We start from the raw sequence: 21,599 nt of genomic DNA on the forward strand, positions 1-21,599 counted from the left end.
AATAGTAAGTTTGAAATTTCCACAACGACTTTCGTATGGTAAAATGGTAGCAAAATGATTTACTTGAGGAGTGGGAAAATGGACATCACAATAATTCTACTTATTATTGGCCTTATATGTATAATAGCTTCATTTTTCATCGGTAATTCATCATCTAACTACGATGATGAATTAGAAAAGGTTTCAATCAGCCTTCATCAGGAAACAAACGGGTTAAAAAAAAGATTAAAAGCAGTTGAGGAAGAGTTAATGATTGGTGTGGGCCCGCTATCTTCAGGGGGTAAAACAAAGACACAATCAAAACCTGTTCATGTAATCATTGTCAATCAAATTCTATCATTGCATTCCCAAGGTTTTTCTATCAGTGATATTGCTATGCGTTCCTCCTTATCAAACGACGACGTAATTGCAGTGTTGCAATCGAAAGGCGTGATTGCATGATACGAGACATTTTACGGGCAGTTGGAATTGGCTGTCTCCTTGCTGGAGGAATCCTATATTTCACCATCGACAGTAAGAATCCTTCGGACGAAGACGCGCAACTATTGCAGGATGAAGTTGAACAACTTCAAATCGAGCTTGCTAAAACGAAAGAGCTCTTAGGTACTGCCCAAACCATATCTACAGTTAAAGAGAAAGCAGGAGAAAAGAAAACTGTTGTAACCGAAAGTAATCTCCCTTCTGATGCCGCCGTCCTTAATACCATTTTAACGATTGAATCCGGTTCTAATTCGACAGTTGTCTCGGCCAACCTTGAGAGATTGGGAATTATCGAGGATGCAGCTCTATTCGACTCCTATCTTGCAGATAATAATCTGACAGGTAGAATACAGATTGGTGATCATAAAGTGGATTCTTCAATGAATTTCAAATCAATCGCTAAAGAAATCACGACAGTAAAAAAGTAGGAAAAACCAGATAAATGGTTTTTCCTACTTTTTTATTTGGACTCTATTTCAGGCGCTTGGATGATTGGTTGCTTAGCTGCTGTTGAGGTTTCCTCTTTAGCTCTTTTTGCTTTCAACTTAAAATATTCATCTACTGCTTGCTTTACAATATCATTCTGGGCGTATTTATAAACACGCTGATCTGTAGATATATTCGGAATGACAACTGCATATGCAATTTCTGGGTTTTCATAAGGTGCAAAACCGACATGTGAAAGATTGATTGTTGGCTTCCCATTACTAAATGCCTGTGCTGTCCCCGTTTTTCCAGCTCCATCATAGTCTTTTCCAGCAAAGATATTTCGAGCAGTCCCATCAGCTCCATAATACACATAGTGCATCCCGCGCTTCACTTGTTCAATCTCCGCATCTGTGTTCTCAATCCTATTTAAGACCTTGACCTCTGACTCTTGAATGAGCGGACCAAGAATTTCACCATCCTCAGATGGTTGACGTATTTCTTTTAGTACTTTAGGAGCCACACGATAGCCCCCATTTGCAATTGTAGATACATATTGTGCAAGTTGAAGCGTTGTATAGGTATCGTACTGCCCGATTGACAAGTCTAGTAATATCCCAGTCAAGGTGCTATCGCCAATGAGACCAGCTGCCTCGCCTGGCAAATCAATTCCGGTTTTTGTTCCCAATCCAAAAGATGCGAAAGATTGTCGGAAAGTATCAAAAGCCTTTTTATCGATACTCAGCGACTCTCCATATCGATAGTTAGCATTTGCCACAGCCATTGCGATTTTGAACATATAAACGTTTGAAGATCTTCCAATTGCTTGGATATCACTTACAGGAATCCTGTAGCCTTTATTGAACAGCGACTTTTTTCTGATTCCCCCGATTTTAATTTCTTCATCTATCTTCACTTCACCTATACTTACTGCGTCTTCCTGATATCCTGTAAGAAGCGTAGCCATCTTAACCGTCGATCCGGCCTCATGAAGCGCAGTAAATGTACCATATGCATAGTCCCATATTTCAAGCTTGCCTGTTTCCTTATTAGTAACGACTTGCTTACCAACTAGTGAAAGGATTTCGCCGTTATTCGGATTCATCATGACTAGGAAGGCCCTATCTAGTTCTTGTGAATTCGGCCCCTTTTTCAATTCCAATAGTTTATCAGACACAATCTTTTCAAGTTCCTGTTGCAACTCGCTATCAATCGTTAGAATTAGATCCTTACCAGGTTCTCCTTCCCTAATTGTTTTCGTTTCAACCACGCTACCTTTTCGATCTTTAATGTTTTTGACAATTGTTGTTTGCCCTTTTAATAATTCTTCATAATATTGCTCGATATAACTTCTTCCGACACGGTCATTTCTTGAATAACCCCTCGCCAAGAAATAATCCTCCCTAGATTTCGGAAGACCTTCAATGGGGCTAGTCGTTGAACCCAGAATCGCATTATCCGATTTTTTCACTCGCTCCCAATCCGTCGTTGTATCAACGCCAGGTAATTCTCCCAGACGCTCAGATACAATTGCGAATTCCTCTTTTGTTACATCTCCACTTTTCACTATTTGCGGAGAATAAGCATAGCCCGACATCATTTCCCTGTATATCGCGAGCACTTCTAACTCCTCATCCGTGAATGATTCAATTTCCTCGTCTGTAACCCGTTCTCGCGTGAGACTATTAATCTTACGCTGAGCCTCTATCCGCGAGAGCGAACTACCCTTTTCAAGTGCCAGCTGTTCCTTTTTGGATACTTTTTTCAACGCCTTTTCTGGATTTTTTAATATCCAAAAATCTCTTTTATCCCCAATAGTAATTCTTTTCGTGTCTTTTTCAATCAAATCTGCGAGTTTTTGAGCGATTTCCAGCATATCTTTCGAGCTCGTCGACGTCATTTTCGTATATGTAATGGCGTTTTTCGGATCGTTATCAACCAGAACATGCCCCATGCGGTCAAATATTTTCCCCCTCGGCACGCTTGTGTTGATAGGTATTTCTTCCTTTTTTTCCAACTCACGGGAATATTCTTCCCCTTTAACGATTTGTAAATAGCCAAGACGGAAAATAAGCACAGAAAATAGAACAAAGATAGAAAAGAATAGGAAATTCATCCGGAATGTAATATGTTTTCGTTGGCGTATTTTAGCTTGATCCGCCTTACGAACCTGTTTTTTCATAATGTCACTCCTTCTACGTTAACCACTCTGAATTATATCATCCCAAAAGGAAAAAGCACACATCTTGACGAACAAGATGTGTGCTTGGTTCCTTCTAGTTAGCGTTAATATATTATTTACCGTAACGTTTTGCAACTTCGTCCCAATTAACAACATTCCAAAACGCTGAAATGTAGTCAGGACGACGGTTTTGATAGTTTAAGTAATACGCGTGCTCCCAAACGTCAAGACCAAGAAGAGGCGTTTTACCTTCCATGATTGGTGAATCCTGGTTTGGAGTTGACATAATTTCAAGCTCGCTACCATTTAATACAAGCCAAGCCCAACCTGAACCAAAACGAGTTGCACCGGCTTTTGCAAATTCTTCTTTAAATGCATCTAAGCTGCCGAACTTGTTGTCGATTGCTTCAGCAAGTGCGCCTGATGGGTTACCACCACCATCTGCTGATAGAAGCTCCCAGAATAGTGAGTGATTCGCGTGGCCGCCACCATTATTACGGACTGCCGTACGCTTGTCTTCAGGTACAGCGTCAAGATTAGCAATAAGATCTTCGATTGATTTGTTTAGAAGTTCTTCGTTTCCTTCAAGTGCGTTATTAAGGTTCGTCACATATGCATTATGGTGTTTAGTGTGATGAATATTCATCGTTTCTTTGTCAAAGTGTGGTTCAAGTGCATCATATGCGTAAGGTAGTTCTGGTAATTTGTAAGTCATTTGTCCATTCCTCCTAGTGAGTTTCAAAAATATACTACTCATTAACATTATCAAACTAATGAATAACGTTCAAATAAAATGGACTATTTTGGAACACTTCATCTGATAAAGAACATAAAGACAACAATCATAACAATCATGACAAACCCTTTTGTCACAACCGAAGTGAAAAATCCGACGAGCGAACCAATACCTGTTTTTACGGATTGCTTTATTCCGGACCTAGATACGACAAGCTCCGCGATGACTGCCCCTAAAAATGGACCTACTAAAATACCGGCAAACGGTATGAGAAAAGGACCAAAAAGAAGTCCAATTGTACTCCCCCACATACCTGCTTTAGAACCTCCGAATTTTTTCACACCTACGAGATTTGATAAGGTATCCGCTCCGAACAACAAGATAACGAACAATACCTGAATGATCCAAAACCAAATATTCATCCCATCAAATGTATCGATTAGCCCATATAGAAGGAAACCTCCTATTATAAAGAGAGCAGATGGAATTATTGGATATACGAGTCCAGCAAAAGCAATAATAAACATGGCAATTGCAATAATCCAACCTATAAATTCCATGAAATTCTCCTCCAATACGAACGATTATGCTCTGTTTCCTAGAATTGCTTCTGCTATATTCACAGCATGGTCTCCGACACGTTCCAAGTTAGAAACGATATCAACAAAAACCATGCCTGATTGTGCAGTACAACGACCTTCATTGAGTCTTAAAATATGGTTTTTTCTGAATTTCCGTTCCATTTTATCAATGAGAACTTCTTTTTCAGCAACTGTCCTTGCCAATTCCATATCATTTTGGTTGAGTGAGTCAATAGCTTTTTGAACTGTTTCGATTGTCAGGGTGAACATTTCTGTCAAATCACTCATCGCATTTTCCGTCAATTTTACACGGTTGACATCACGGAAATCAATAAGTTCGATGATGTTTTCAAAGTGATCACCAATCCGCTCAATATCACGGACCGTATCCAACAGCATGAAATGACGTGCAGATTCAACCGGCGAAATACTGACTGAAGTGATTTCAACAAGATAATCCGTAATCTTTCTATCCAAATTGTTGATGGCATCTTCAATCTGATAAGCGGTCTCCGCATGTTTTTTATTACCTGTTTTCAAGTATTCGAAAGACTCCTGTAAACCACGAACACTGAATTCACCCATGCGAATAATTTCTTCTTTCGCTTGTCCAATCGCAACTGCTGGTGATTGTTCTATAAAGTGTCTATCCAAATGCTTCGGTTTATATTCGATTGTAACATCTTCACCTGGAATCATTTTTGTAACCAACCATGCCCACGCTCCGATTAATGGGAACTGAATGATTGTATTTGCGATGTTGAACGAGCCGTGTGCAAAGGCAATTTGCATTTTATTTTCAAGGGCCAATACCCCTGAAATCCACTCGACATAAGCAGTGAATGGTATAAGAATTAGCATGAATATAACCGTTCCAATAACGTTAAATAAGACATGCGTCGCCGCAGCTCGTTTCGCCGCTACTGATGCACCGATTGATGCAAGAATAGCCGTGATCGTCGTCCCGATATTGTCTCCAAAAAGAATCGGCAATGCTCCATTTAAATCTATGAGGTTTTCGGCATAAAGACCTTGCATAATACCGACTGTCGCACTCGAACTTTGAACAATCAAAGTAAATACTGTACCGACAACTACACCGAGCACCGGTTGATCACTCATCGATATCATCATATCAGTGAATGCTTCTAATTCTCTTAGAGGCTTCATACCTCCGCTCATTAATTCGAGTCCTAAGAAAAGTCCTCCGAAACCAAAAATGACTTCTCCCAAGTTTTTAACCTGACTTTTCTTAACAAAGAATATGAGAAATGCTCCAATCGCCATAATAGGCAGTGCATATGCTCCGACATCAAGGCCAATTATGAACGCCGTTATCGTCGTCCCGATATTGGCTCCCATAATGACACCAATAGCTTGACGAAGTGTCATAAAACCAGCACTCACAAGTCCTACTGTAATTACAGTCGTTCCAGAACTCGATTGAATCAAGACTGTGACGATAATTCCGACGAGTACACCCATAAACGGATTCGTTGTGAATCGGTCAAGGATTGCGCGGAGCCTATCACCCGCCGCTTTTTGAAGACCGTCTCCCATATACTTTATTGCGAACAAGAAAATTCCAAGTCCACCAAGAAACTGAAACAGCATTTCCTGCCAGTTTACCTCCATTATGCAGTCAACCTCCATTACGCTTTATGTATCGTATCGCATCTCATTATGGGGATAGCTACCCCAAATTGTAAATAGAACTAGCTCAATCTTTACATTCCCTTAACAATTGGTTTACAAATTGTCATCATTTTGTTGGAAATAGTTGCGAACACAATGGCATTGTTAAATGTTAGAATGGTGTAGATAGAGGAGGTTTAATATGAAGTTCCACCAGCTATTCAAAGCAGCAATCCATGAACCGAAAAAACTAGCCGCATTTCGCCTTTTACCAATCGGTAAAGTGTTTCGCTATGTTTTCATTTTCGTTGCTTTGTTCACATTGCTATCATTCATCCGCTATATAGCAGGGGATGCAGTATTATTTGAAGCCTCACCCGAATTAATAGAACATGGAGAAACAATTGGAGGACTCATTTATCCGATAGCATTTCTTCTTCAGCTTGTTATCAGCACCTCTTACATCTTCATCCGGATCAGCATTTTTGGATACGTAGGAATACTCCTATTAAAACTGATGAAAAGGCGTGGGGAATACCGTCATATGTGGAGAACTTCCGCTATTGCCATTACCATCCCTATTGTTTTGACAATCGGGTTTGATTTCCTTCCGGCAATGAAAAACTTAAGTACAGTTATTACATCCGGTGTCCACTTAGCTTATATTACAGTTGCAGCTAAGTATTATCCAAAAATACCTCAATGAATACTTTCCCTTTTCGTGCATATAGTGGCGAAAGGGGGAATTTCCATGAGAATACTACTACTCGCAGTTTTATTATTCGTAACAATTCATTTCATCCGACTCGATTTAGTGGAAGGCACGATCCCACTTGCTTCTTTTGATCAAGAACAACAAGAAAAACAACAACAATGTGAAGAAGTACAAATGAAAACGATACCTGTTACAACAGTTGATGGAGATACAATTGAAACGCTATTCGCATTGTATCCAGATCCTGAATCCGGTTTCATTGATAGGTTGTCATCCTTCTACGCCTTGAATCCACATCTTCAAAACCAAAAGATTATCGGCGGTGAAAATATAGTACTTCCCCTGTCCGAAATGCAAACGGAAAAATGTATAGAGTCTGAGTGATAAGGGTTGTCCCTTGTCTTTTTGCTATGAAGATTGCTAAAATAGTTATAGTTATGAGGCTAATTGCCGACTAAGGAGAGAATTCAATGAGTGCAATGATAAACAGAAAAAATACACGTCCTATCAAGGTTGGTAATTTGACAATCGGCGGAAGTGATGAACTTTTCATCCAGAGTATGACAACTACGAAAACACATGACGTCGAAGCGACTGTAGCAGAAATCATGCGCTTAGAGGATGCTGGATGTCAGATCGTCCGTGTTGCATGTCCTGATGAACGCGCTGCTTACGCAATCGGTGAAATCAAGAAACGTATCAATATTCCTCTCGTTGTGGATATTCATTTCGACTATAAACTGGCGTTGATCGCTATTGAACAAGGGGCAGACAAGATTCGTATCAATCCCGGAAATATCGGAAGACAGGCTAAAGTCGAAGCTGTCGTCAATGCAGCTAAAGCCAAAGGCATTCCAATTCGAATTGGTGTCAATGCCGGTTCCCTTGAGAAAAAGATCCTTGAAAAATACGGATACCCTACTGCCGATGGAATGGTCGAAAGTGCTCTGCATCATATTAAAATATTGGAAGACCTCGATTTTCACGATATCATCGTGTCATTGAAAGCTTCTGATGTAAATTTAGCGGTTGAAGCTTATCAGAAAGCGGCGGCTGCATTCGATTATCCTTTACACCTAGGTATTACAGAGTCTGGGACGCTGTTCTCAGGGTCTATTAAGAGTGCTGCAGGTCTTGGTACCCTTTTATCCGCAGGCATCGGAAACACGATGCGTGTATCGCTGAGTGCTGATCCTGTCCAAGAAGTTAAAGTGGCACGCGAGTTACTGAAAATATTCGGCCTTTCTTCAAACGCTGCGACACTAATTTCATGCCCTACTTGTGGGCGGATTGAAATTGACCTCATTACGATCGCAAATGAAATCGAAGAATATATTTCACATATTAAAGCGCCACTAAAAGTTGCAGTACTAGGCTGTGCTGTCAACGGCCCCGGCGAAGCCCGTGAAGCGGATATTGGAATTGCGGGTGCACGCGGCGAAGGTCTTCTCTTCATGAAAGGGAAAACGGTACGCAAAGTACCAGAAGCAACAATGGTAGAAGAATTAAAAATCGAAATCGACAAACTTGCGGAAGAATATTTCGAAAAGAAAAGACAAGAAGAACTTCTCCTACAAGGTGAGACAGCGGAATGAGAAATCTCCGCTTCGGTATCGATATAGACGGTACAGTGACATGCCCCACTTCTCTGCTACCGCACATCAATGAGCAATTCGGATGTAATCTAGTTTTAGATGATATTAAAGAATATGACCTAACAAAAGCGTTTACGGTTGATGAGGCAGATTTCTACGAGTGGTATAAAAGTGCGGAGTCTACTATCTACAAAGCTTCTCCTGCACAAGAATATGCCAAAGAAATACTAACCAATTGGCAAGCTCAGTTTGAACTGTACTACATTTCTGCCCGTGGCCATCATGTCTACGATTCCACGCTAGACTGGTTCAAGCAACAGGAAATCCCATACGATCATATCGAGCTCGTCGGAAGTCATCATAAAATTGAAACTGCGAAAAAGTACGGTGTTCATGCATTTTTCGAAGACAAACATGACAATGCAGTTGAAATCCATGAAGAACTCGACATTCCCGTCATTCTATTCGACACACCTTATAACCGGAAACACATTCCTGAAGGCGTAATTCGTGTCTACGATTGGCAAGAAGCGAATAATTTGATCAAAAAGTTATTTCCTATAGATGAACCTTTATTCAACTAAAAAAACGGTGTAAAACTCTTGTTAGAGTTTCACACCGTTTTTTATTTTTCCACACATAGCGGACATTTTCCATAGATTTCGAATTTATGTCCTTGCACTTCGTATTCTGGCAAATTGACAGTAATCATTTCCATTGGGCAATATGAAATGTTGCGCGTTTTACCACATGCGGTACAGATGAAATGGTGATGATGGACGCCTGGTTCACACTGCATACGGAAATTCCGTTCCCCGTTCAAATCGGTTTCTTCAAGAATACCCAGCTCTGAAAAGGTAGATAGATTTCGGTAAATCGTATCGAAGCTTATTCCCGGATTATCATCTTCCATGAAATTCCTTACTTCGAGAGCAGTTGCATAACGATCTTTACTCGAGAAAAAACGCAAAATTGTATCTCTGTTTTTCGTTCTTTTAAATTGGTTTTCCTGTAGGATACGCCATGCCTCATCCAGTGTCATTCCAACTCCCCCATTACTGCATGGACATTACGTCCACCCCGTATTTTCTTCCAAGCGAGCACCACTAGTAAAATTAGTATTGAAGTTATAACGATTGTTCCACCAGGGGCTATATCAAGATAATAGGCCGAAACAAGTCCAATAATAACGGCTAACTCGCCGAAAATAATCGAATAAATCATTGCCCCCTTAAAACTTTTCGCAAGTTGAATAGCCGCCGCTACCGGAATTGTCATTAATGATGACACAAGTAAAATACCAACAATCCGCATAGAGGCCCCAATGACAAGCGCTACAATGATCATGAACACCATCTGGATATAACGCGAATTAACACCGGAAACTTTGGCATACTCCGCATCGAATGACAAGGCAAATAGTTCTTTATAAAGAAGCCGGATATAAGCGATAACAATGATTGCAATGACGATGACAACGATCAAATCCTGCCTGCTAACCGCCGAAACAGAGCCAAATAAATAGCCAATCAAATCTGAGCCAAAGCCTTTCGATAATGAGATGAAAATAGCACTAATACCAATACCAGCCGATAAAATAACAGGAATGGCCAGTTCTTCATAATGACGATATGCGCCCCGCAACTTTTCAATCAACAGGGACCCACCTACAGCGGATGCTATCCCAAGGTAAACTGGATTCAGCGCAGCAAAAAAGAGTACTTGCTGACTTAAGTAAAGACTTCCAGCGATTCCTGCAAGCGCAACATGGCTCAACGCATCTGCGATAAGAGAAAGACGTCTGACGACGATGAATAAACCAAGTAAAGGGGCAATAACTCCGATGATTATACCCGAAATAAATGCATTTTGCAGAAACTCATACGATAAAATATCATTAATCATCGTTCCACCTCATCCAACTTTTGATGGACACGGCGAACAGGATGCCCATACCATCTTGAAACATCATCGTCTTCCATTTTTTTGTAATCTGATTGTATACCATGAAAATGAATTGTTCGATTTAAACAAGCCACATGGGTTGCGAGATCAGTAACAAGGTCAATTTCATGTGTCACAAGCAAAATTGCAATTCCATGCTCACGATTTAATGTATTAAGCATAGAATAAAACGACGCAACATTTTGTTGGTCAATACCTACTGTCGGTTCATCCATAATAAGTAGATCCGGTTCTCCTGCAAGCGCTCTTGCTATGAAAACACGCTGCTGTTGACCACCGGAGAGCTCACCCATATTACGTTTAGCGAAATTTTCCATACCAACGATGCTAAGTGCTTTCAATGTTCGCTGCACATCTTTTTTCGAAAAACTTTTGAACATCCCTACCTTACGCGTTAATCCACTGCGCACGACTTCAAGGACGGTCGCAGGGAAACCTGAATTAAAAGAATTGGATTTCTGTGAAACATAGCCAATCCGTTCTCGGTGCTTAAATGATCCTATTTCCGAACCAAAAAGCTTTACCGAACCGCTAGTCGGCTGTAAGAGACCGAGAATAATATTGAGGAGTGTTGATTTTCCAGAACCATTCGGTCCTATCAATGCCCAAAACTCACCCTCTCCTACCTGGAGAGATATATGATCAAGGGCGATTGACTGTTCATAACTGAAACTGACATCGTCCAATTGAATAAGGTTATTCGTCATTTTACAATCCCTTCCTTGAAACAGGAATCATTCCGATTCACTCGTCAAATTATAAACCAAGACACGAGTGGATACAACCATTTAAGAAAGAGGGAATTATCAGTGGATTATGTCCAACTTTTAAATGAAGTAAAAATGAGAAGTGATTCTGAAATCGAAATCATAGCAAGCCAATACGGGATTGACCTTTCAAAAAAAGAGATAAGAGCACTCCGACCTTTGCTTGATGAAATTTCTTTCCATTGGCTTTTCACAGGTATTCCTGAAACATTTATCAAAAAAATCCGGATAGCTATTGGTGATAATAAAACAGAAATTCTTTTCAAGAAGTATTTAGACTCGACTAAGTAAAAACTTCTAAGCGCCTATAAACGTAAAAATCCCGCCTGCTGTTAGATACTTTACAGGCGGGATTTCCTTATTAGATTCTTAACAAATCAATCTTATCCGGTTGAAACGATTTTGTTTTAAACATTTCTATCTCATGTTGATAAGGTGAAGACTTCTTCTTCGGATCCAAACCTACAAAAGGCGTTTCGAGAATTTTAGGTATTAATTGGAATCCTTCATGATGCACAATATATGAAAGTGGTTCAAAACCAATATGGCCGAAACCTATATTTTCATGACGATCTTTCTTTGCACCGCGCTCGTTCTTACTATCATTGACATGAATAACAGATATCCTGTCCATGCCCACAATTTTATCGAACTCGTTTAATACACCTTCAAAATCACCTACGATATCATATCCCGCATCATGAACGTGGCATGTATCAAAACAAACCGATAAACGTTCGTTATGTGTGACCCCATCAATAATCGCAGCAATTTCATCAAAATTACGGCCGCACTCAGTTCCTTTCCCCGCCATCGTTTCGAGGGCAATGCGAACTGGATAGTCCTGGGAAAGAACCTCGTTTAGTCCTTCAATGATTTTAGCAATTCCTAAGTCAACACCCGCACCAACGTGCGCTCCCGGATGAAGTACAATCTGATTCACACCGAGTGCAGCTGTACGTTCAATTTCACTTTGCAAAAAGTCGACGCCTAGTCTAAATGTCTCAGGCTTTAACGTATTAGCAATGTTGATAATATACGGAGCATGGACAACAATATTTGACTGTCCATTCTCCTTCATATTCAAATGACCAGCTGTAATATTCAGTTCCTCAATCGGTTTTCTCCGTGTATTCTGTGGAGCACCGGTATAAATCATGAATGTGTTTGCTCCGTAACTTGCAGCTTCCTCACTTGAGCCTAGCAGCATTTTGCTGCCGCTCATCGAAACGTGGGAGCCAAGCAATAATGGTTTATCATTTGTCATTTTTTACGTTTCAATCTCCTTTCTCGTTTTTTGAAGCTCTCTACTTGCTGAGCCATTTTCTTTTTGTAACCTGGCTTCACTTTCGACGGCTTTTGAACGAACGAGATTGCTTTACGATCGATATCGTCAATTTCTTTTACTCGATTTCGTCTCGAATGGCGCTCTTTTACTTCAATCCACTCACCATTTTTTACTTCTTCATGTACAAAAGGAATGCCCATCTTTTCAATTCTAACTACTTTATCGTCTTCAGATGGTTCATATAGTGTAATTGCATTTCCCTTAAGTCCTGCACGTGCAGTACGTCCCACACGGTGAATGAAAAATTCAAGGTCGTCAGGAAGTTCGAAGTTAATAACGTGACTGACACCCGGAATATCAATTCCGCGTGCTGCAAGGTCTGTCGCTACTATATATTGGAATTCTAGATCACGGATTTGTTTCATCATCCTCGTTCTTTCACGTGGTGTTAAATCGCCGTGAATTCTTCCGACTTTCACGCCGCTTTCTGAAAGGAAAGTTGCAAGGCCTTCAGCATTTTGTCTTGTATTCATAAAGATGATCGCCAAATAAGGATTGATTCCTTCCATTACTTGCAACAACTTTTTCTTTTTACTCATACCGCGAACAGGAACAAGGGAGTAGTGCATCCCTTCCGTCAACGGCTTACGTTCACCAATTTTCACATGTACAGGTGATTCCATGTATTTATTAAGAAATGGTTTTAATTTTTCCGGAATCGTCGCAGAAAACACGTACATTTCAAGTTTTGAAGGCATTTTTGATGCGAATTTATCGATATCTTCGATAAAGCCCATGTCGAATGCAAGATCCGCTTCATCAATAACTAAAATTTTCGCGGTATGAATAGTGAGTGCCCCATTTTCGGACATATCATTAATTCGTCCTGGCGTTCCAACAATAATATGCGGATTCGATTTCAATTTCCCGATAGAACGCATTTTGTCCGTACCACCTATGAGCAGTGTACTGCGCACTTCCGTACCCTCTGTCATCTTCGCAAGTTCATTGTACAGCTGCGTCGCCAACTCTCTCGTCGGGGCCGTAATAACCACTTGCAGTTCATCTACAGCTGCATCTGTACGTTGCAATACTGGTATTAGGAAACTGTGAGATTTCCCCGTCCCTGTATGTGCTTGGCCGATTGCATTTGTCCCTTTCAGGATAAGCGGTATGATTTCCTTTTGGATCGGTGTCGGATTTTCAAAGCCGAGCCTCCCGATTGCTTCTCGTATAAATGATTTAAATTGATAGTCTGTAAATTTAGACATTCGTAACCCTCCTAATGTACAACTATTATAACACGATTTCGTTCCGCCGTATGTGATTTTCGCATAGTATACAATGTGAAAGTCCATTCTGAATTATTGAAAGGAGATAAGTTATGAGGTATGAATCCTTTTATCCATTCGCGCGACAACAATCGCAACCGACTTCCATGGGACAAACGAGCTTTGGATCACCTCCTCAAATGGGGCAACCGCAACCACCCATACAACCATTCATGAATGATCCGATGAGCAATTCTTCTGGGGGGCCAATGGGTAATCCGTTCGGAGGGCCCATGAGTAATTCACCCGGAGGGGCAATGGGTAATCCGTTCGGAGGGCCAATGGGCAATCCACCCGGGGGACCGATGGGCAATTCACCCGGAGGTCCAATGCCTGGTCAAGGAGGACAGCAAGCTCCATCAAGAATGGAGACTTACATGCAAACAGCAAATCAATTCCTAAACACAGCTCAGCAATTCGCTCCCGTGGTCCAACAATTCGCTCCAATGGTTCAAAACTTGCCTGCAATGTGGAGATTGTACAAAGGCTTTCAATCACTTCCTGCAGCCGGTGTTGCTAGTTTGCCTGCAAGCGGAGCGTCCGCCGCGCGGTCAGTAGTTGCTAGTGCTGCGTCCGGTCTATCAGTGCCCCGTGTATTTCAGCCTCCTACGCGATAATTTTGAATCTGCCACCCAACTCCGCTATAATGGGTGGTAGATCCTATTAGAGGAGTGAAACTGCATGAAAGTATTAAAGATTACCCCCAGGGGTTATTGCTATGGGGTTGTCGACGCAATGATCATCGCGAGAAATGCGGCACTCGACAAAACATTGCCGAGACCCATTTATATATTGGGAATGATTGTCCATAACAAACATGTAACTGATGCATTTGAAGAAGATGGCATCATCACGCTTGACGGTGAAAATCGTTTAGAAATTCTTGAAAAAGTTGAGACGGGCACAGTCATCTTCACAGCACATGGTGTTTCACCAGAAGTACGTGAACTTGCAAAAAGAAAAGGTCTCGTTTCAATTGATGCGACATGTCCAGATGTAACCGTAACTCACGACTTGATTGAGGAAAAGACTGCCGAAGGTTACGATATCATTTATATCGGGAAAAAGTTCCATCCAGAGCCGGAAGGTGCAATCGGTGTGGCACCGCACGCAGTACATTTGATAGAGACGATTGAAGATGTCGAAAACCTTACTGTACAGAATCATAAACTGCTCGTCACAAACCAAACGACAATGAGCCAATGGGATGTTGTTCACATTATGGACGCACTTACAGTAAAATATCCACATATTGAAGTTCATAAGGAAATTTGTCTTGCTACCCAAGTAAGACAGGAGGCCGTCGCAGAACATGCGGGTGAATCAGAGCTTCTAATCGTTGTAGGTGATCCGAAGAGTAACAACTCGAACCGTCTGACACAAGTCTCTGTCGAAATCGCCAACACTCCTTCTTTCCGGATCTCGGATATTTCAGAACTGGACGTGAAGTGGCTGGAGGGTATCGAAACTGTATCTGTCACAGCGGGTGCTTCAACACCAACATTAATTGTTCGTGAAGTGATTGCTTTCCTCGAAAATTTCAATCCGGAAGATCCTTCTACACATCATCCAGAGCGAAAATTCCAATTGGATAAAATCCTGCCGAAAATTAAAAACCCTACACCCGTGGAACGAATAGAACCTCACACAACAACATAATTTATGTACTAGAGTCTAGACGTTAAGTAACCAGTAAATTACTTTAATAGCCACTGCGGCTACTTGTATAGTGGCGCTTTTGTATCACTTTGGATTGAATGACTTCTAGTACGACTACCGAAATGTCTGGGTGTGTAGGGATGCGGCTTTGTCGCATCCCTACACACCTTTTTTCGGTAATCATCTGGTTGTCCTTCATCCGTCGCGCTCTAAATGCCTAATTTCACAGAGTGCTGAATTTTTTTGGACGAAAGAATAGAGGCCTTCTTACATGAAGAAAAGCCACCAAAGATGCAATTTTGGCGGCTGATGCTTTCTCTACGATTTTTTCTAATTTATTTTATAGTAGTGTCACTTTCTATAAGGCATCACATGATTAGATGCATACTCTTTGCTAAAAGTAAGCAAGGTTCACATTGTACAACGTAATAGAGTGTCCGAAATTGTATCTTCGGGCACTCACAATTTCTATAGAAAGTCATCTATTCTTTTCTTTCAAAGCAATTGCATTTTCCACTTGAACATTGTACAAACGCGACAGTACTATTTCAACAGTAATACTGAAAAGAGTGTTGCAATTCCTCCTTAAACCTGTCATGAATTTTTTGCCGAGAGCGAGCCGGAAATGGTCCAGTGAAAATGGAGGTTATCAAACCCTTCTCACCAGTATTTTATGTAAATAAATAGTTAATCAACAGACGTGTTATCTTTAAAATAAATCGGCCCTCTCTTTGCAGAGGACCGGTTTATTTATCTTGAGTTATTAAATAAAAGTAAATGGTTCCGTGATGATTTCCGATTCGATGAACGACACATCGTAGCGGGCGTCTGCACAAGCTGCCTGCATATAGCCCGCAACACCGCGAATCATCACTTTTTCAATGTTGTGACCTGGATCTATGACAGCAAGTCCCATCGCTTCTGCATCATGAGCAACATGGTAATACATATCACCTGTTACAAGAACATCCGCTCCCCTTCGTTTAGCGGCTCCAATATATTTATTACCGTCTCCACCTAGTACCGCAACTTTCAAAATTTCCTTGTTTGGATCGCCGACAAATCGTAATGCTGGGACACCAAAAGCAGTTTTTACAAATGTAGCGAATTGTCCGAGAGTTGTCTTTTCTTGAAGTTTCCCAATCCTGCCAAGACCATATTCATTTGACTGTTGATCGAGAGCAAATAAATCATATGCAGGCTCTTCGTATGGGTGCGCCCCTAGCATTGCCTTTAGTACCTTATTTCGTAAAGGTCCCGGGAAAACCACTTCGATTCTTTCCTCTTTGACTTCCTCACCTTTACCGATTTCACCGATAAACGGCTCAGCCCCTGCGATGGGTGTAAAACGGCCGGTACCTGATGAACTAAAACTACATCCTGAGTAATCTCCAATTGCACCGGCACCCACTTTTCCAAGCGCTTGTCTAATTTCATCCGCATACGTTACAGGGCTGAAAACAACCAGTTTATAAAGAGGTACAGAATATGTAGGCTCAACTATTTCCGTGTCAACTAAACCAAGTTTTTCAGCAAGCATATCATTCACTCCGCCCGGTGCAACGTCAAGATTTGTATGTGCTGCATAAACAGCAATATCATTTTTTATGCACTTCTCGATTATGCTGCCTTGCGATGTATCCGTCAAAAGGCTTTTCAATGGCCTGTACAACGGTGGATGGTGTGCGATGATGAGTTTTACACCTTTTTTGATTGCCTCATCAATTACTTTATCATTGACATCCAATGTGACGAGAACTTTTTCTACAAGCCGATTCAATTGCCCGACTTGAAGACCTACCGGATCTCCATCCATAGCAAAGTATTTAGGGGACCATTGTTCAAAAAGCGTAATAATTTCATGTCCGTTCACTTTTTTCAAGTTGTCAACACCTTTCCAACCAAATCAATATGTCGTACTAACTGTGCTTTTTTCGTTTTAATAGCATCTGTTTCATTTGTTTTTTTGAGAGCATCAAGCACTCGATTCCATTCCAATAATTCACTTTCCCACTTTTCAATGAATACCTCGGTTTTAGATGCTAGCAAGAAAGGTCCAGCCATCAATTCCAGTTCTCCATACGCCGCTAGCCCTTTTTCCATCACTATAATTTCATATATTTTTCCATCTTCTTTTAAAATTTGCTCGTTTACAATTTCCCATTCGTTAGAAACAGCCCATTCACGGATTGCTCTCGAATATATATTTGGCTGTGTGATGATTCGCTTCACTTGGGAAAGACGATCTTTGCCACTTTCCAAGATAGTTGCAATAAGTGGTCCACCCATTCCAGCAATCGTCACTGTATCGACAGCATCATTTTTTTCGATAGCGAACAAACCATCTGCCATTCGTACCGTAATTTCCTTTGAAAAACCTTCCCGCCGCACATTTTTAAGCGCAGATTCATACGGCCCTTTGGCTACTTCCCCTGCGACTGCCTTCTCCACTTTCTTAGTATGAATGAGAAAACATGGTAAATAAGCGTGGTCACTGCCGATATCCGCAACGACTGCCCCTTCCTCAACGAAAGAAGCAACCGCCTTTAATCTGTTAGATAATCGCTCGGAATTCATTTTATCTCCGCCTTTCAATAAATTCATTGTATTGGATTTATCCCTATTAGCAAATAGAAAAAGCCATCAGTCGACAGAAACACTCTGTTAACTAACAGCTTTTCCTAATTAAGGATTACTTAAGTGATAAAATATAGTCTGCCATTGCATCGAGTTCAGAATCGTCTTTAACGAGTCCTGCTGGCATTCCGCCATCCGTACCATTTAAAATGATAGCTTTAATTTCATCCTTAGAAAGTTTAGTTCCAACTAATCCTGGTCCCATTCCTCCTGAAAGATCTCCACCGTGACAACCGATACATTTCCCTTGAGCAACTGCTTCAGCATCAAATTCCGCAGAACTCGGAACTTCTTCAGTTTCTTCAGTCTTTCCATTTTCACCTTCATCAGCGATTTCCTTTTTCTGTTCAAGTCCATAAAGGGACATGAAGAAAATAAGACCAATTCCAAGCGCAAATATCAGGATATAAGGAATTATTGGATTTTTACTCATTGAATTACCCTCCTTTATCAGGATCTATTCTGTAATGAATACAGTACACAACTATTATTGTACTGTATCCTATAGAAAACTGAAAGAGTTATCGATGATCTTTTCGGTTTTTGTGACAAATTCGGCAAATATTTCTGCATTATCTGGTTACACCCATTGTTATTTTTACGTCAACAACCAATAAGTCTTGCAATGACCATTCTTTGGACTTCCGAAGTGCCTTCTCCAATTTCAAGAAGCTTGGCATCACGCATATAGCGTTCCACTTCATATTCTTTCATATAGCCATAACCGCCATGAATTTGGATTGATTCACTTGCCACTTGCATAGCGATTTCTGAAGCGTACAATTTACACATGGAAGCTTCTTTCGAAAATGGACGCCCTTGATCTTTCAGCCATGCTGCTTTATAGACCATATTACGTGCAAGTTCGATTTTCATCGCCATATCAGCCAGTTTGAATTGTGTGATTTGGAACTCAGATAGCGTTTTTCCGAACTGCTTACGTTCTTTAGAGTAGCGAAGTGCGCGGTCAAACGCCGCCTGAGCGATTCCGACTGCCATTGCACCGATTCCAATACGCCCTCCGTCTAAAGTAACGAGGAATTGGCGGAAACCATTACCTTGCACGCCTAGTAGGTTTTCTTTCCCTACGCGGACGTTGTCAAGCACGAGTTCAGTTGTATTAGAAGCATTCAGCCCCATTTTTTCATAGTTATCGATAACAGTGAAACCTTCTGCATTAGTTGGAACGATTATTGCACTGACTTCTTTCTTCCCGCCTTCATTCCCCGTGATAGCGGTAATTGCAAGGTGCTTAGCATAGCTTGCGTTTGTGATAAACACTTTTGAACCATTGATGACATAATCATCACCGTCATCTTTTGCAGTCGTTTGCGTTCCCCCTGCATCAGATCCCGCATTCGATTCTGTCAATCCAAAGGCGCCAAACGATTCCCCAGTACAGATTGGCGTCAAATACTTATGTTTCTGTTCTTCGGAACCAAACAGACTGAGCGGCGCCCCTCCCAGTGAAATATGCGCCGAATATGTAATTCCCGTTGACGCACATGCACGGCTCAGTTCCTCAGTGACAATTGCGAAACTTACCGTGTCAGCTCCCCCGCCCCCATATTCCTCGGAAAACGGTAAACCCATCATACCCATTTCCGAAAGCTGTTTAAACACTTCTACTGGAAATTTTTTTGTCCGATCGCGGTCGATGGCACCTGGCGCAACAACTTGATCCGCGAATTCCCGAATCATTTTTTTAATCATCTGCTGCTCTTCTGTCAAATCGTAATTCAACATCTTCATCCCCTTCGTTGTGAACGCTTACAAATTTAATTATAGCGAATTATCTTACGTTTACACAACTACTATTAAAAGATTAGGAGAATTCAAAACGACACAAGTAGGAATCCAGTGATTAATAGTAATCCTGCTGCACCAGAAATTGAGAAATACTGCAATTTAAGCATACGTCCTGCAAATAACCAAAGCGCACAATTTAATATTAGCAATCCAATTAGCAACATCGTATGCCCTTCAAAAAAGACGTCCCATAACTTCAGTGACATTAAAAGCAACATAAAGGAGGCCAATATGTATAAAAAAGGTGCGACTCCCATTTGACTAGTTGATTTGCGCAGCGTCAGTAATAGAAACGATAACGAAACAGCAGCAGTTAGAACAAGTGTCAATCCCGGGTATTGGATGAACACAAACATGCCTCCACTAACGATTATTGCAAGTATGGAAAGCATAATAACGGTACGTTTCAATTTCTTTTTTTCCTTGACTAGAATTGCTTCGATAGCTTTTACTTCCTCTTCTTCCTCACCTTGGGCATAAAGGGTGATAAGGAAGTCACAGTAATGCTCGGGCAACAGCTTATTCTGTTTCCAATACTTTATTTCAGAAATAATCATTCGTTTTCTCTGTGGATTCAATTTACAAATCGCTCCTTGGTGAATTGTAAAAAAAAGCATCGGCACAAATTATGCCGATGCTTTTTTTTATTCAAGAAAGTCTTTTAGTCGTTTACTTCTAGATGGATGGCGCAATTTACGTAATGCTTTCGCCTCAATCTGCCGAATTCGTTCACGGGTAACACCGAACACTTTGCCTACTTCTTCAAGTGTTCTTGTTCGGCCATCATCGAGACCAAAACGTAGACGAAGTACATTTTCTTCTCTGTCTGTCAGCGTATCGAGTACATCTTCCAATTGTTCTTTCAATAACTCGTATGCAGCATGATCAGACGGTGATTGAGCCTCCGAGTCTTCTATGAAGTCCCCGAGATGTGAATCATCTTCTTCTCCAATTGGCGTTTCAAGTGATACAGGTTCTTGTGCAATTTTCAGGATTTCACGTACTTTTTCAGCAGTTAATTCCATTTCTTCTCCAATTTCTTCCGGAGATGGTTCACGCCCAAGATCCTGTAGCAATTGACGCTGAACACGAATCAATTTATTGATGGTTTCGACCATATGAACCGGAATCCGGATCGTACGGGCTTGGTCAGCGATTGCACGAGTGATTGCCTGACGTATCCACCATGTAGCGTACGTACTGAATTTGAAGCCCTTCGTATGATCGAATTTCTCGACTGCTTTTATAAGTCCCATGTTCCCTTCCTGAATTAAGTCAAGGAATAGCATTCCACGTCCAACATACCTTTTTGCAATACTTACGACTAGACGCAGATTGGCTTCAGCAAGCCGTTTTTTCGCATCTTCGTCGCCATCCAAAATGCGAATTGCAAGTTGGACTTCCTCCGCACCTGTCAGTAAATCAACACGACCAATTTCTTTCAAGTACATTCTCACAGGATCGTTGATTTTAACACCGGGCGGTACACTGAGGTCATTTAAATCGAACTTTTCTTCTGCTACTACTTTACCTTCTTCTACAGCATCTTCGTCGGCTTTACGGTCCATTTCAATTCCTTGCACTTCAATCAAATCAAGAAATTCCTCGAACTGTTCAGGCTCCATTTCAAATACAGATAACTTTTCAGTCACCTCATCAAGCGTAAGTTCTCCTGTTTTCTTTCCGGCCTCCAACAGGTTTGCTTTCACTTCTTCAACTGTCATTTCAATTTCCATATCTTCAGCTAGCTCTTTTTTACTCATCTTACCCGTTCCTCCTTAGTACACCGGAAA

The 21,599-nt window shown here is 41.1% G+C and carries 24 protein-coding genes; 9 read left to right on the top strand and 15 right to left on the bottom strand.

Annotation, left to right across the window (positions count from 1 at the left end; translation table 11 throughout):
- Positions 1–78 precede the first annotated feature (78 nt).
- A complete protein-coding gene (locus FQ087_RS07400) occupies positions 79–441 on the top strand; it encodes a hypothetical protein (protein ID WP_149579836.1) in 363 nt (120 codons plus the stop codon).
- Positions 438–908, top strand: coding sequence for an endolytic transglycosylase MltG (locus FQ087_RS07405; protein WP_149579837.1), 471 nt, complete (start codon positions 438–440; stop codon positions 906–908). Before FQ087_RS07400 ends, FQ087_RS07405 begins: the two co-directional genes overlap by 4 nt.
- Positions 909–940: 32 nt before the next feature.
- On the opposite strand, the gene FQ087_RS07410 is transcribed toward FQ087_RS07405, so the two are convergent.
- From FQ087_RS07410 to FQ087_RS07425, 4 genes are all read right to left on the bottom strand, one after another.
- The gene (locus FQ087_RS07410; RefSeq protein ID WP_149579838.1) at positions 941–3,088 is read right to left on the bottom strand and encodes a peptidoglycan D,D-transpeptidase FtsI family protein; all 2,148 of its coding nucleotides are present in this window, start codon (positions 3,086–3,088) and stop codon (positions 941–943) included.
- A 112-nt stretch (positions 3,089–3,200) separates the two neighbouring features.
- Complete coding sequence (locus FQ087_RS07415) at positions 3,201–3,803, bottom strand: superoxide dismutase (protein WP_149579839.1); 603 nt, start codon at positions 3,801–3,803, stop codon at positions 3,201–3,203.
- A 98-nt stretch (positions 3,804–3,901) separates the two neighbouring features.
- A complete protein-coding gene (locus FQ087_RS07420) occupies positions 3,902–4,384 on the bottom strand; it encodes a DUF456 domain-containing protein (RefSeq protein WP_149579840.1) in 483 nt (160 codons plus the stop codon).
- A gap of 24 nt (positions 4,385–4,408) precedes the next feature.
- The gene (locus tag FQ087_RS07425; RefSeq protein WP_149579841.1) at positions 4,409–6,040 is read right to left on the bottom strand and encodes a Na/Pi cotransporter family protein; all 1,632 of its coding nucleotides are present in this window, start codon (positions 6,038–6,040) and stop codon (positions 4,409–4,411) included.
- Positions 6,041–6,242: 202 nt separating this feature from the next.
- Between FQ087_RS07425 and FQ087_RS07430 the strand changes: the two genes are divergently transcribed.
- From FQ087_RS07430 to FQ087_RS07445, 4 genes are all read left to right on the top strand, one after another.
- Positions 6,243–6,746 carry a DUF1189 family protein gene (locus FQ087_RS07430; RefSeq protein WP_149579842.1) on the top strand — a complete coding sequence of 168 codons (504 nt, stop codon included), beginning with the start codon at positions 6,243–6,245 and terminating at the stop codon, positions 6,744–6,746.
- Between the two features lie 45 nt (positions 6,747–6,791).
- The gene (locus FQ087_RS07435; protein WP_149579843.1) at positions 6,792–7,139 is read left to right on the top strand and encodes a hypothetical protein; all 348 of its coding nucleotides are present in this window, start codon (positions 6,792–6,794) and stop codon (positions 7,137–7,139) included.
- Positions 7,140–7,225: 86 nt separating this feature from the next.
- On the top strand, positions 7,226–8,350 hold the full coding sequence (gene ispG / locus FQ087_RS07440; RefSeq protein ID WP_304624687.1) for a flavodoxin-dependent (E)-4-hydroxy-3-methylbut-2-enyl-diphosphate synthase: 1,125 nt from the start codon (positions 7,226–7,228) through the stop codon (positions 8,348–8,350).
- Complete coding sequence (locus FQ087_RS07445) at positions 8,347–8,934, top strand: 5' nucleotidase, NT5C type (protein ID WP_149579844.1); 588 nt, start codon at positions 8,347–8,349, stop codon at positions 8,932–8,934. The genes ispG and FQ087_RS07445 overlap by 4 nt, the downstream gene beginning before the upstream one ends.
- A gap of 41 nt (positions 8,935–8,975) precedes the next feature.
- On the opposite strand, the gene FQ087_RS07450 is transcribed toward FQ087_RS07445, so the two are convergent.
- The 3 genes from FQ087_RS07450 to FQ087_RS07460 are packed head-to-tail and all read right to left on the bottom strand — an operon-like array spanning position 8,976 to position 11,022.
- Complete coding sequence (locus FQ087_RS07450; protein WP_149579845.1) at positions 8,976–9,392, bottom strand: Fur family transcriptional regulator; 417 nt, start codon at positions 9,390–9,392, stop codon at positions 8,976–8,978.
- Positions 9,389–10,255, bottom strand: a complete 867-nt coding sequence (locus FQ087_RS07455) for a metal ABC transporter permease (protein ID WP_149579846.1) — start codon at positions 10,253–10,255, stop codon at positions 9,389–9,391. The genes FQ087_RS07450 and FQ087_RS07455 overlap by 4 nt, the downstream gene beginning before the upstream one ends.
- A complete protein-coding gene (locus tag FQ087_RS07460; RefSeq protein ID WP_149579847.1) occupies positions 10,252–11,022 on the bottom strand; it encodes a metal ABC transporter ATP-binding protein in 771 nt (256 codons plus the stop codon). The genes FQ087_RS07455 and FQ087_RS07460 overlap by 4 nt, the downstream gene beginning before the upstream one ends.
- A 102-nt stretch (positions 11,023–11,124) precedes the next feature.
- Here FQ087_RS07460 and FQ087_RS07465 point away from each other — a divergent pair, with 102 nt between their 5' ends.
- Complete coding sequence (locus FQ087_RS07465) at positions 11,125–11,373, top strand: hypothetical protein (RefSeq protein WP_188006668.1); 249 nt, start codon at positions 11,125–11,127, stop codon at positions 11,371–11,373.
- A gap of 70 nt (positions 11,374–11,443) precedes the next feature.
- Here the strand turns inward: FQ087_RS07465 and FQ087_RS07470 are convergent, their stop codons facing one another.
- Positions 11,444–12,349, bottom strand: coding sequence for a deoxyribonuclease IV (locus FQ087_RS07470; RefSeq protein WP_149579848.1), 906 nt, complete (start codon positions 12,347–12,349; stop codon positions 11,444–11,446).
- Entirely contained in the window at positions 12,346–13,641 is a 1,296-nt protein-coding gene (locus FQ087_RS07475) for a DEAD/DEAH box helicase (protein WP_149579849.1), read from the bottom strand. Before FQ087_RS07475 ends, FQ087_RS07470 begins: the two co-directional genes overlap by 4 nt.
- A 113-nt stretch (positions 13,642–13,754) precedes the next feature.
- On the opposite strand from FQ087_RS07475, the gene vrrA reads away from it, so the two are divergent.
- Positions 13,755–14,318 (top strand): VrrA/YqfQ family protein, encoded by a 564-nt coding sequence (vrrA, locus tag FQ087_RS07480; RefSeq protein ID WP_149579850.1) that lies wholly within the window; start codon positions 13,755–13,757, stop codon positions 14,316–14,318.
- Positions 14,319–14,382: 64 nt separating this feature from the next.
- Positions 14,383–15,360, top strand: a complete 978-nt coding sequence (locus FQ087_RS07485; protein WP_149579851.1) for a 4-hydroxy-3-methylbut-2-enyl diphosphate reductase — start codon at positions 14,383–14,385, stop codon at positions 15,358–15,360.
- A gap of 763 nt (positions 15,361–16,123) precedes the next feature.
- Here FQ087_RS07485 and FQ087_RS07490 read toward each other — a convergent pair.
- From FQ087_RS07490 to rpoD, 6 genes are all read right to left on the bottom strand, one after another.
- Positions 16,124–17,242, bottom strand: coding sequence for a Nif3-like dinuclear metal center hexameric protein (locus FQ087_RS07490; protein WP_149579852.1), 1,119 nt, complete (start codon positions 17,240–17,242; stop codon positions 16,124–16,126).
- Complete coding sequence (locus FQ087_RS07495) at positions 17,239–17,937, bottom strand: tRNA (adenine(22)-N(1))-methyltransferase (protein WP_149580797.1); 699 nt, start codon at positions 17,935–17,937, stop codon at positions 17,239–17,241. The genes FQ087_RS07490 and FQ087_RS07495 overlap by 4 nt, the downstream gene beginning before the upstream one ends.
- A gap of 115 nt (positions 17,938–18,052) precedes the next feature.
- Positions 18,053–18,430 (bottom strand): cytochrome c550, encoded by a 378-nt coding sequence (gene cccA / locus FQ087_RS07500; RefSeq protein ID WP_149579853.1) that lies wholly within the window; start codon positions 18,428–18,430, stop codon positions 18,053–18,055.
- Between the two features lie 170 nt (positions 18,431–18,600).
- Complete coding sequence (locus FQ087_RS07505; protein ID WP_149580798.1) at positions 18,601–19,740, bottom strand: acyl-CoA dehydrogenase family protein; 1,140 nt, start codon at positions 19,738–19,740, stop codon at positions 18,601–18,603.
- A gap of 92 nt (positions 19,741–19,832) precedes the next feature.
- Complete coding sequence (locus tag FQ087_RS07510; RefSeq protein ID WP_149579854.1) at positions 19,833–20,384, bottom strand: hypothetical protein; 552 nt, start codon at positions 20,382–20,384, stop codon at positions 19,833–19,835.
- Between the two features lie 66 nt (positions 20,385–20,450).
- A complete protein-coding gene (gene rpoD, locus FQ087_RS07515; protein WP_149579855.1) occupies positions 20,451–21,569 on the bottom strand; it encodes an RNA polymerase sigma factor RpoD in 1,119 nt (372 codons plus the stop codon).
- Between the last annotated feature and the right edge of the window lie 30 nt (positions 21,570–21,599).

The organism is Sporosarcina sp. ANT_H38 (assembly GCF_008369195.1).
Classification (GTDB): Bacteria; Bacillota; Bacilli; order Bacillales_A; family Planococcaceae; genus Sporosarcina.

What these genes read in the sequence shown, in the direction of transcription:
- FQ087_RS07410 (WP_149579838.1), bottom strand. Translation starts at nt 3,088, where the DNA reads ATGAAAAAACAGGTTCGTAAGGCGGATCAAGCTAAAATACGCCAACGA.
- FQ087_RS07405 (WP_149579837.1), top strand. Translation starts at nt 438, where the DNA reads ATGATACGAGACATTTTACGGGCAGTTGGAATTGGCTGTCTCCTTGCT.
- FQ087_RS07475 (WP_149579849.1), bottom strand. Translation starts at nt 13,641, where the DNA reads ATGTCTAAATTTACAGACTATCAATTTAAATCATTTATACGAGAAGCA.
- FQ087_RS07450 (WP_149579845.1), bottom strand. Translation starts at nt 9,392, where the DNA reads ATGACACTGGATGAGGCATGGCGTATCCTACAGGAAAACCAATTTAAA.
- vrrA (WP_149579850.1), top strand. Translation starts at nt 13,755, where the DNA reads ATGAGGTATGAATCCTTTTATCCATTCGCGCGACAACAATCGCAACCG.
- FQ087_RS07435 (WP_149579843.1), top strand. Translation starts at nt 6,792, where the DNA reads ATGAGAATACTACTACTCGCAGTTTTATTATTCGTAACAATTCATTTC.
- FQ087_RS07460 (WP_149579847.1), bottom strand. Translation starts at nt 11,022, where the DNA reads ATGACGAATAACCTTATTCAATTGGACGATGTCAGTTTCAGTTATGAA.
- ispG (WP_304624687.1), top strand. Translation starts at nt 7,226, where the DNA reads ATGAGTGCAATGATAAACAGAAAAAATACACGTCCTATCAAGGTTGGT.
- cccA (WP_149579853.1), bottom strand. Translation starts at nt 18,430, where the DNA reads ATGAGTAAAAATCCAATAATTCCTTATATCCTGATATTTGCGCTTGGA.
- FQ087_RS07485 (WP_149579851.1), top strand. Translation starts at nt 14,383, where the DNA reads ATGAAAGTATTAAAGATTACCCCCAGGGGTTATTGCTATGGGGTTGTC.
- FQ087_RS07445 (WP_149579844.1), top strand. Translation starts at nt 8,347, where the DNA reads ATGAGAAATCTCCGCTTCGGTATCGATATAGACGGTACAGTGACATGC.
- FQ087_RS07400 (WP_149579836.1), top strand. Translation starts at nt 79, where the DNA reads ATGGACATCACAATAATTCTACTTATTATTGGCCTTATATGTATAATA.
- FQ087_RS07425 (WP_149579841.1), bottom strand. Translation starts at nt 6,040, where the DNA reads ATGGAGGTAAACTGGCAGGAAATGCTGTTTCAGTTTCTTGGTGGACTT.
- FQ087_RS07455 (WP_149579846.1), bottom strand. Translation starts at nt 10,255, where the DNA reads ATGATTAATGATATTTTATCGTATGAGTTTCTGCAAAATGCATTTATT.
- FQ087_RS07415 (WP_149579839.1), bottom strand. Translation starts at nt 3,803, where the DNA reads ATGACTTACAAATTACCAGAACTACCTTACGCATATGATGCACTTGAA.
- rpoD (WP_149579855.1), bottom strand. Translation starts at nt 21,569, where the DNA reads ATGAGTAAAAAAGAGCTAGCTGAAGATATGGAAATTGAAATGACAGTT.
- FQ087_RS07495 (WP_149580797.1), bottom strand. Translation starts at nt 17,937, where the DNA reads ATGAATTCCGAGCGATTATCTAACAGATTAAAGGCGGTTGCTTCTTTC.
- FQ087_RS07420 (WP_149579840.1), bottom strand. Translation starts at nt 4,384, where the DNA reads ATGGAATTTATAGGTTGGATTATTGCAATTGCCATGTTTATTATTGCT.
- FQ087_RS07470 (WP_149579848.1), bottom strand. Translation starts at nt 12,349, where the DNA reads ATGACAAATGATAAACCATTATTGCTTGGCTCCCACGTTTCGATGAGC.
- FQ087_RS07430 (WP_149579842.1), top strand. Translation starts at nt 6,243, where the DNA reads ATGAAGTTCCACCAGCTATTCAAAGCAGCAATCCATGAACCGAAAAAA.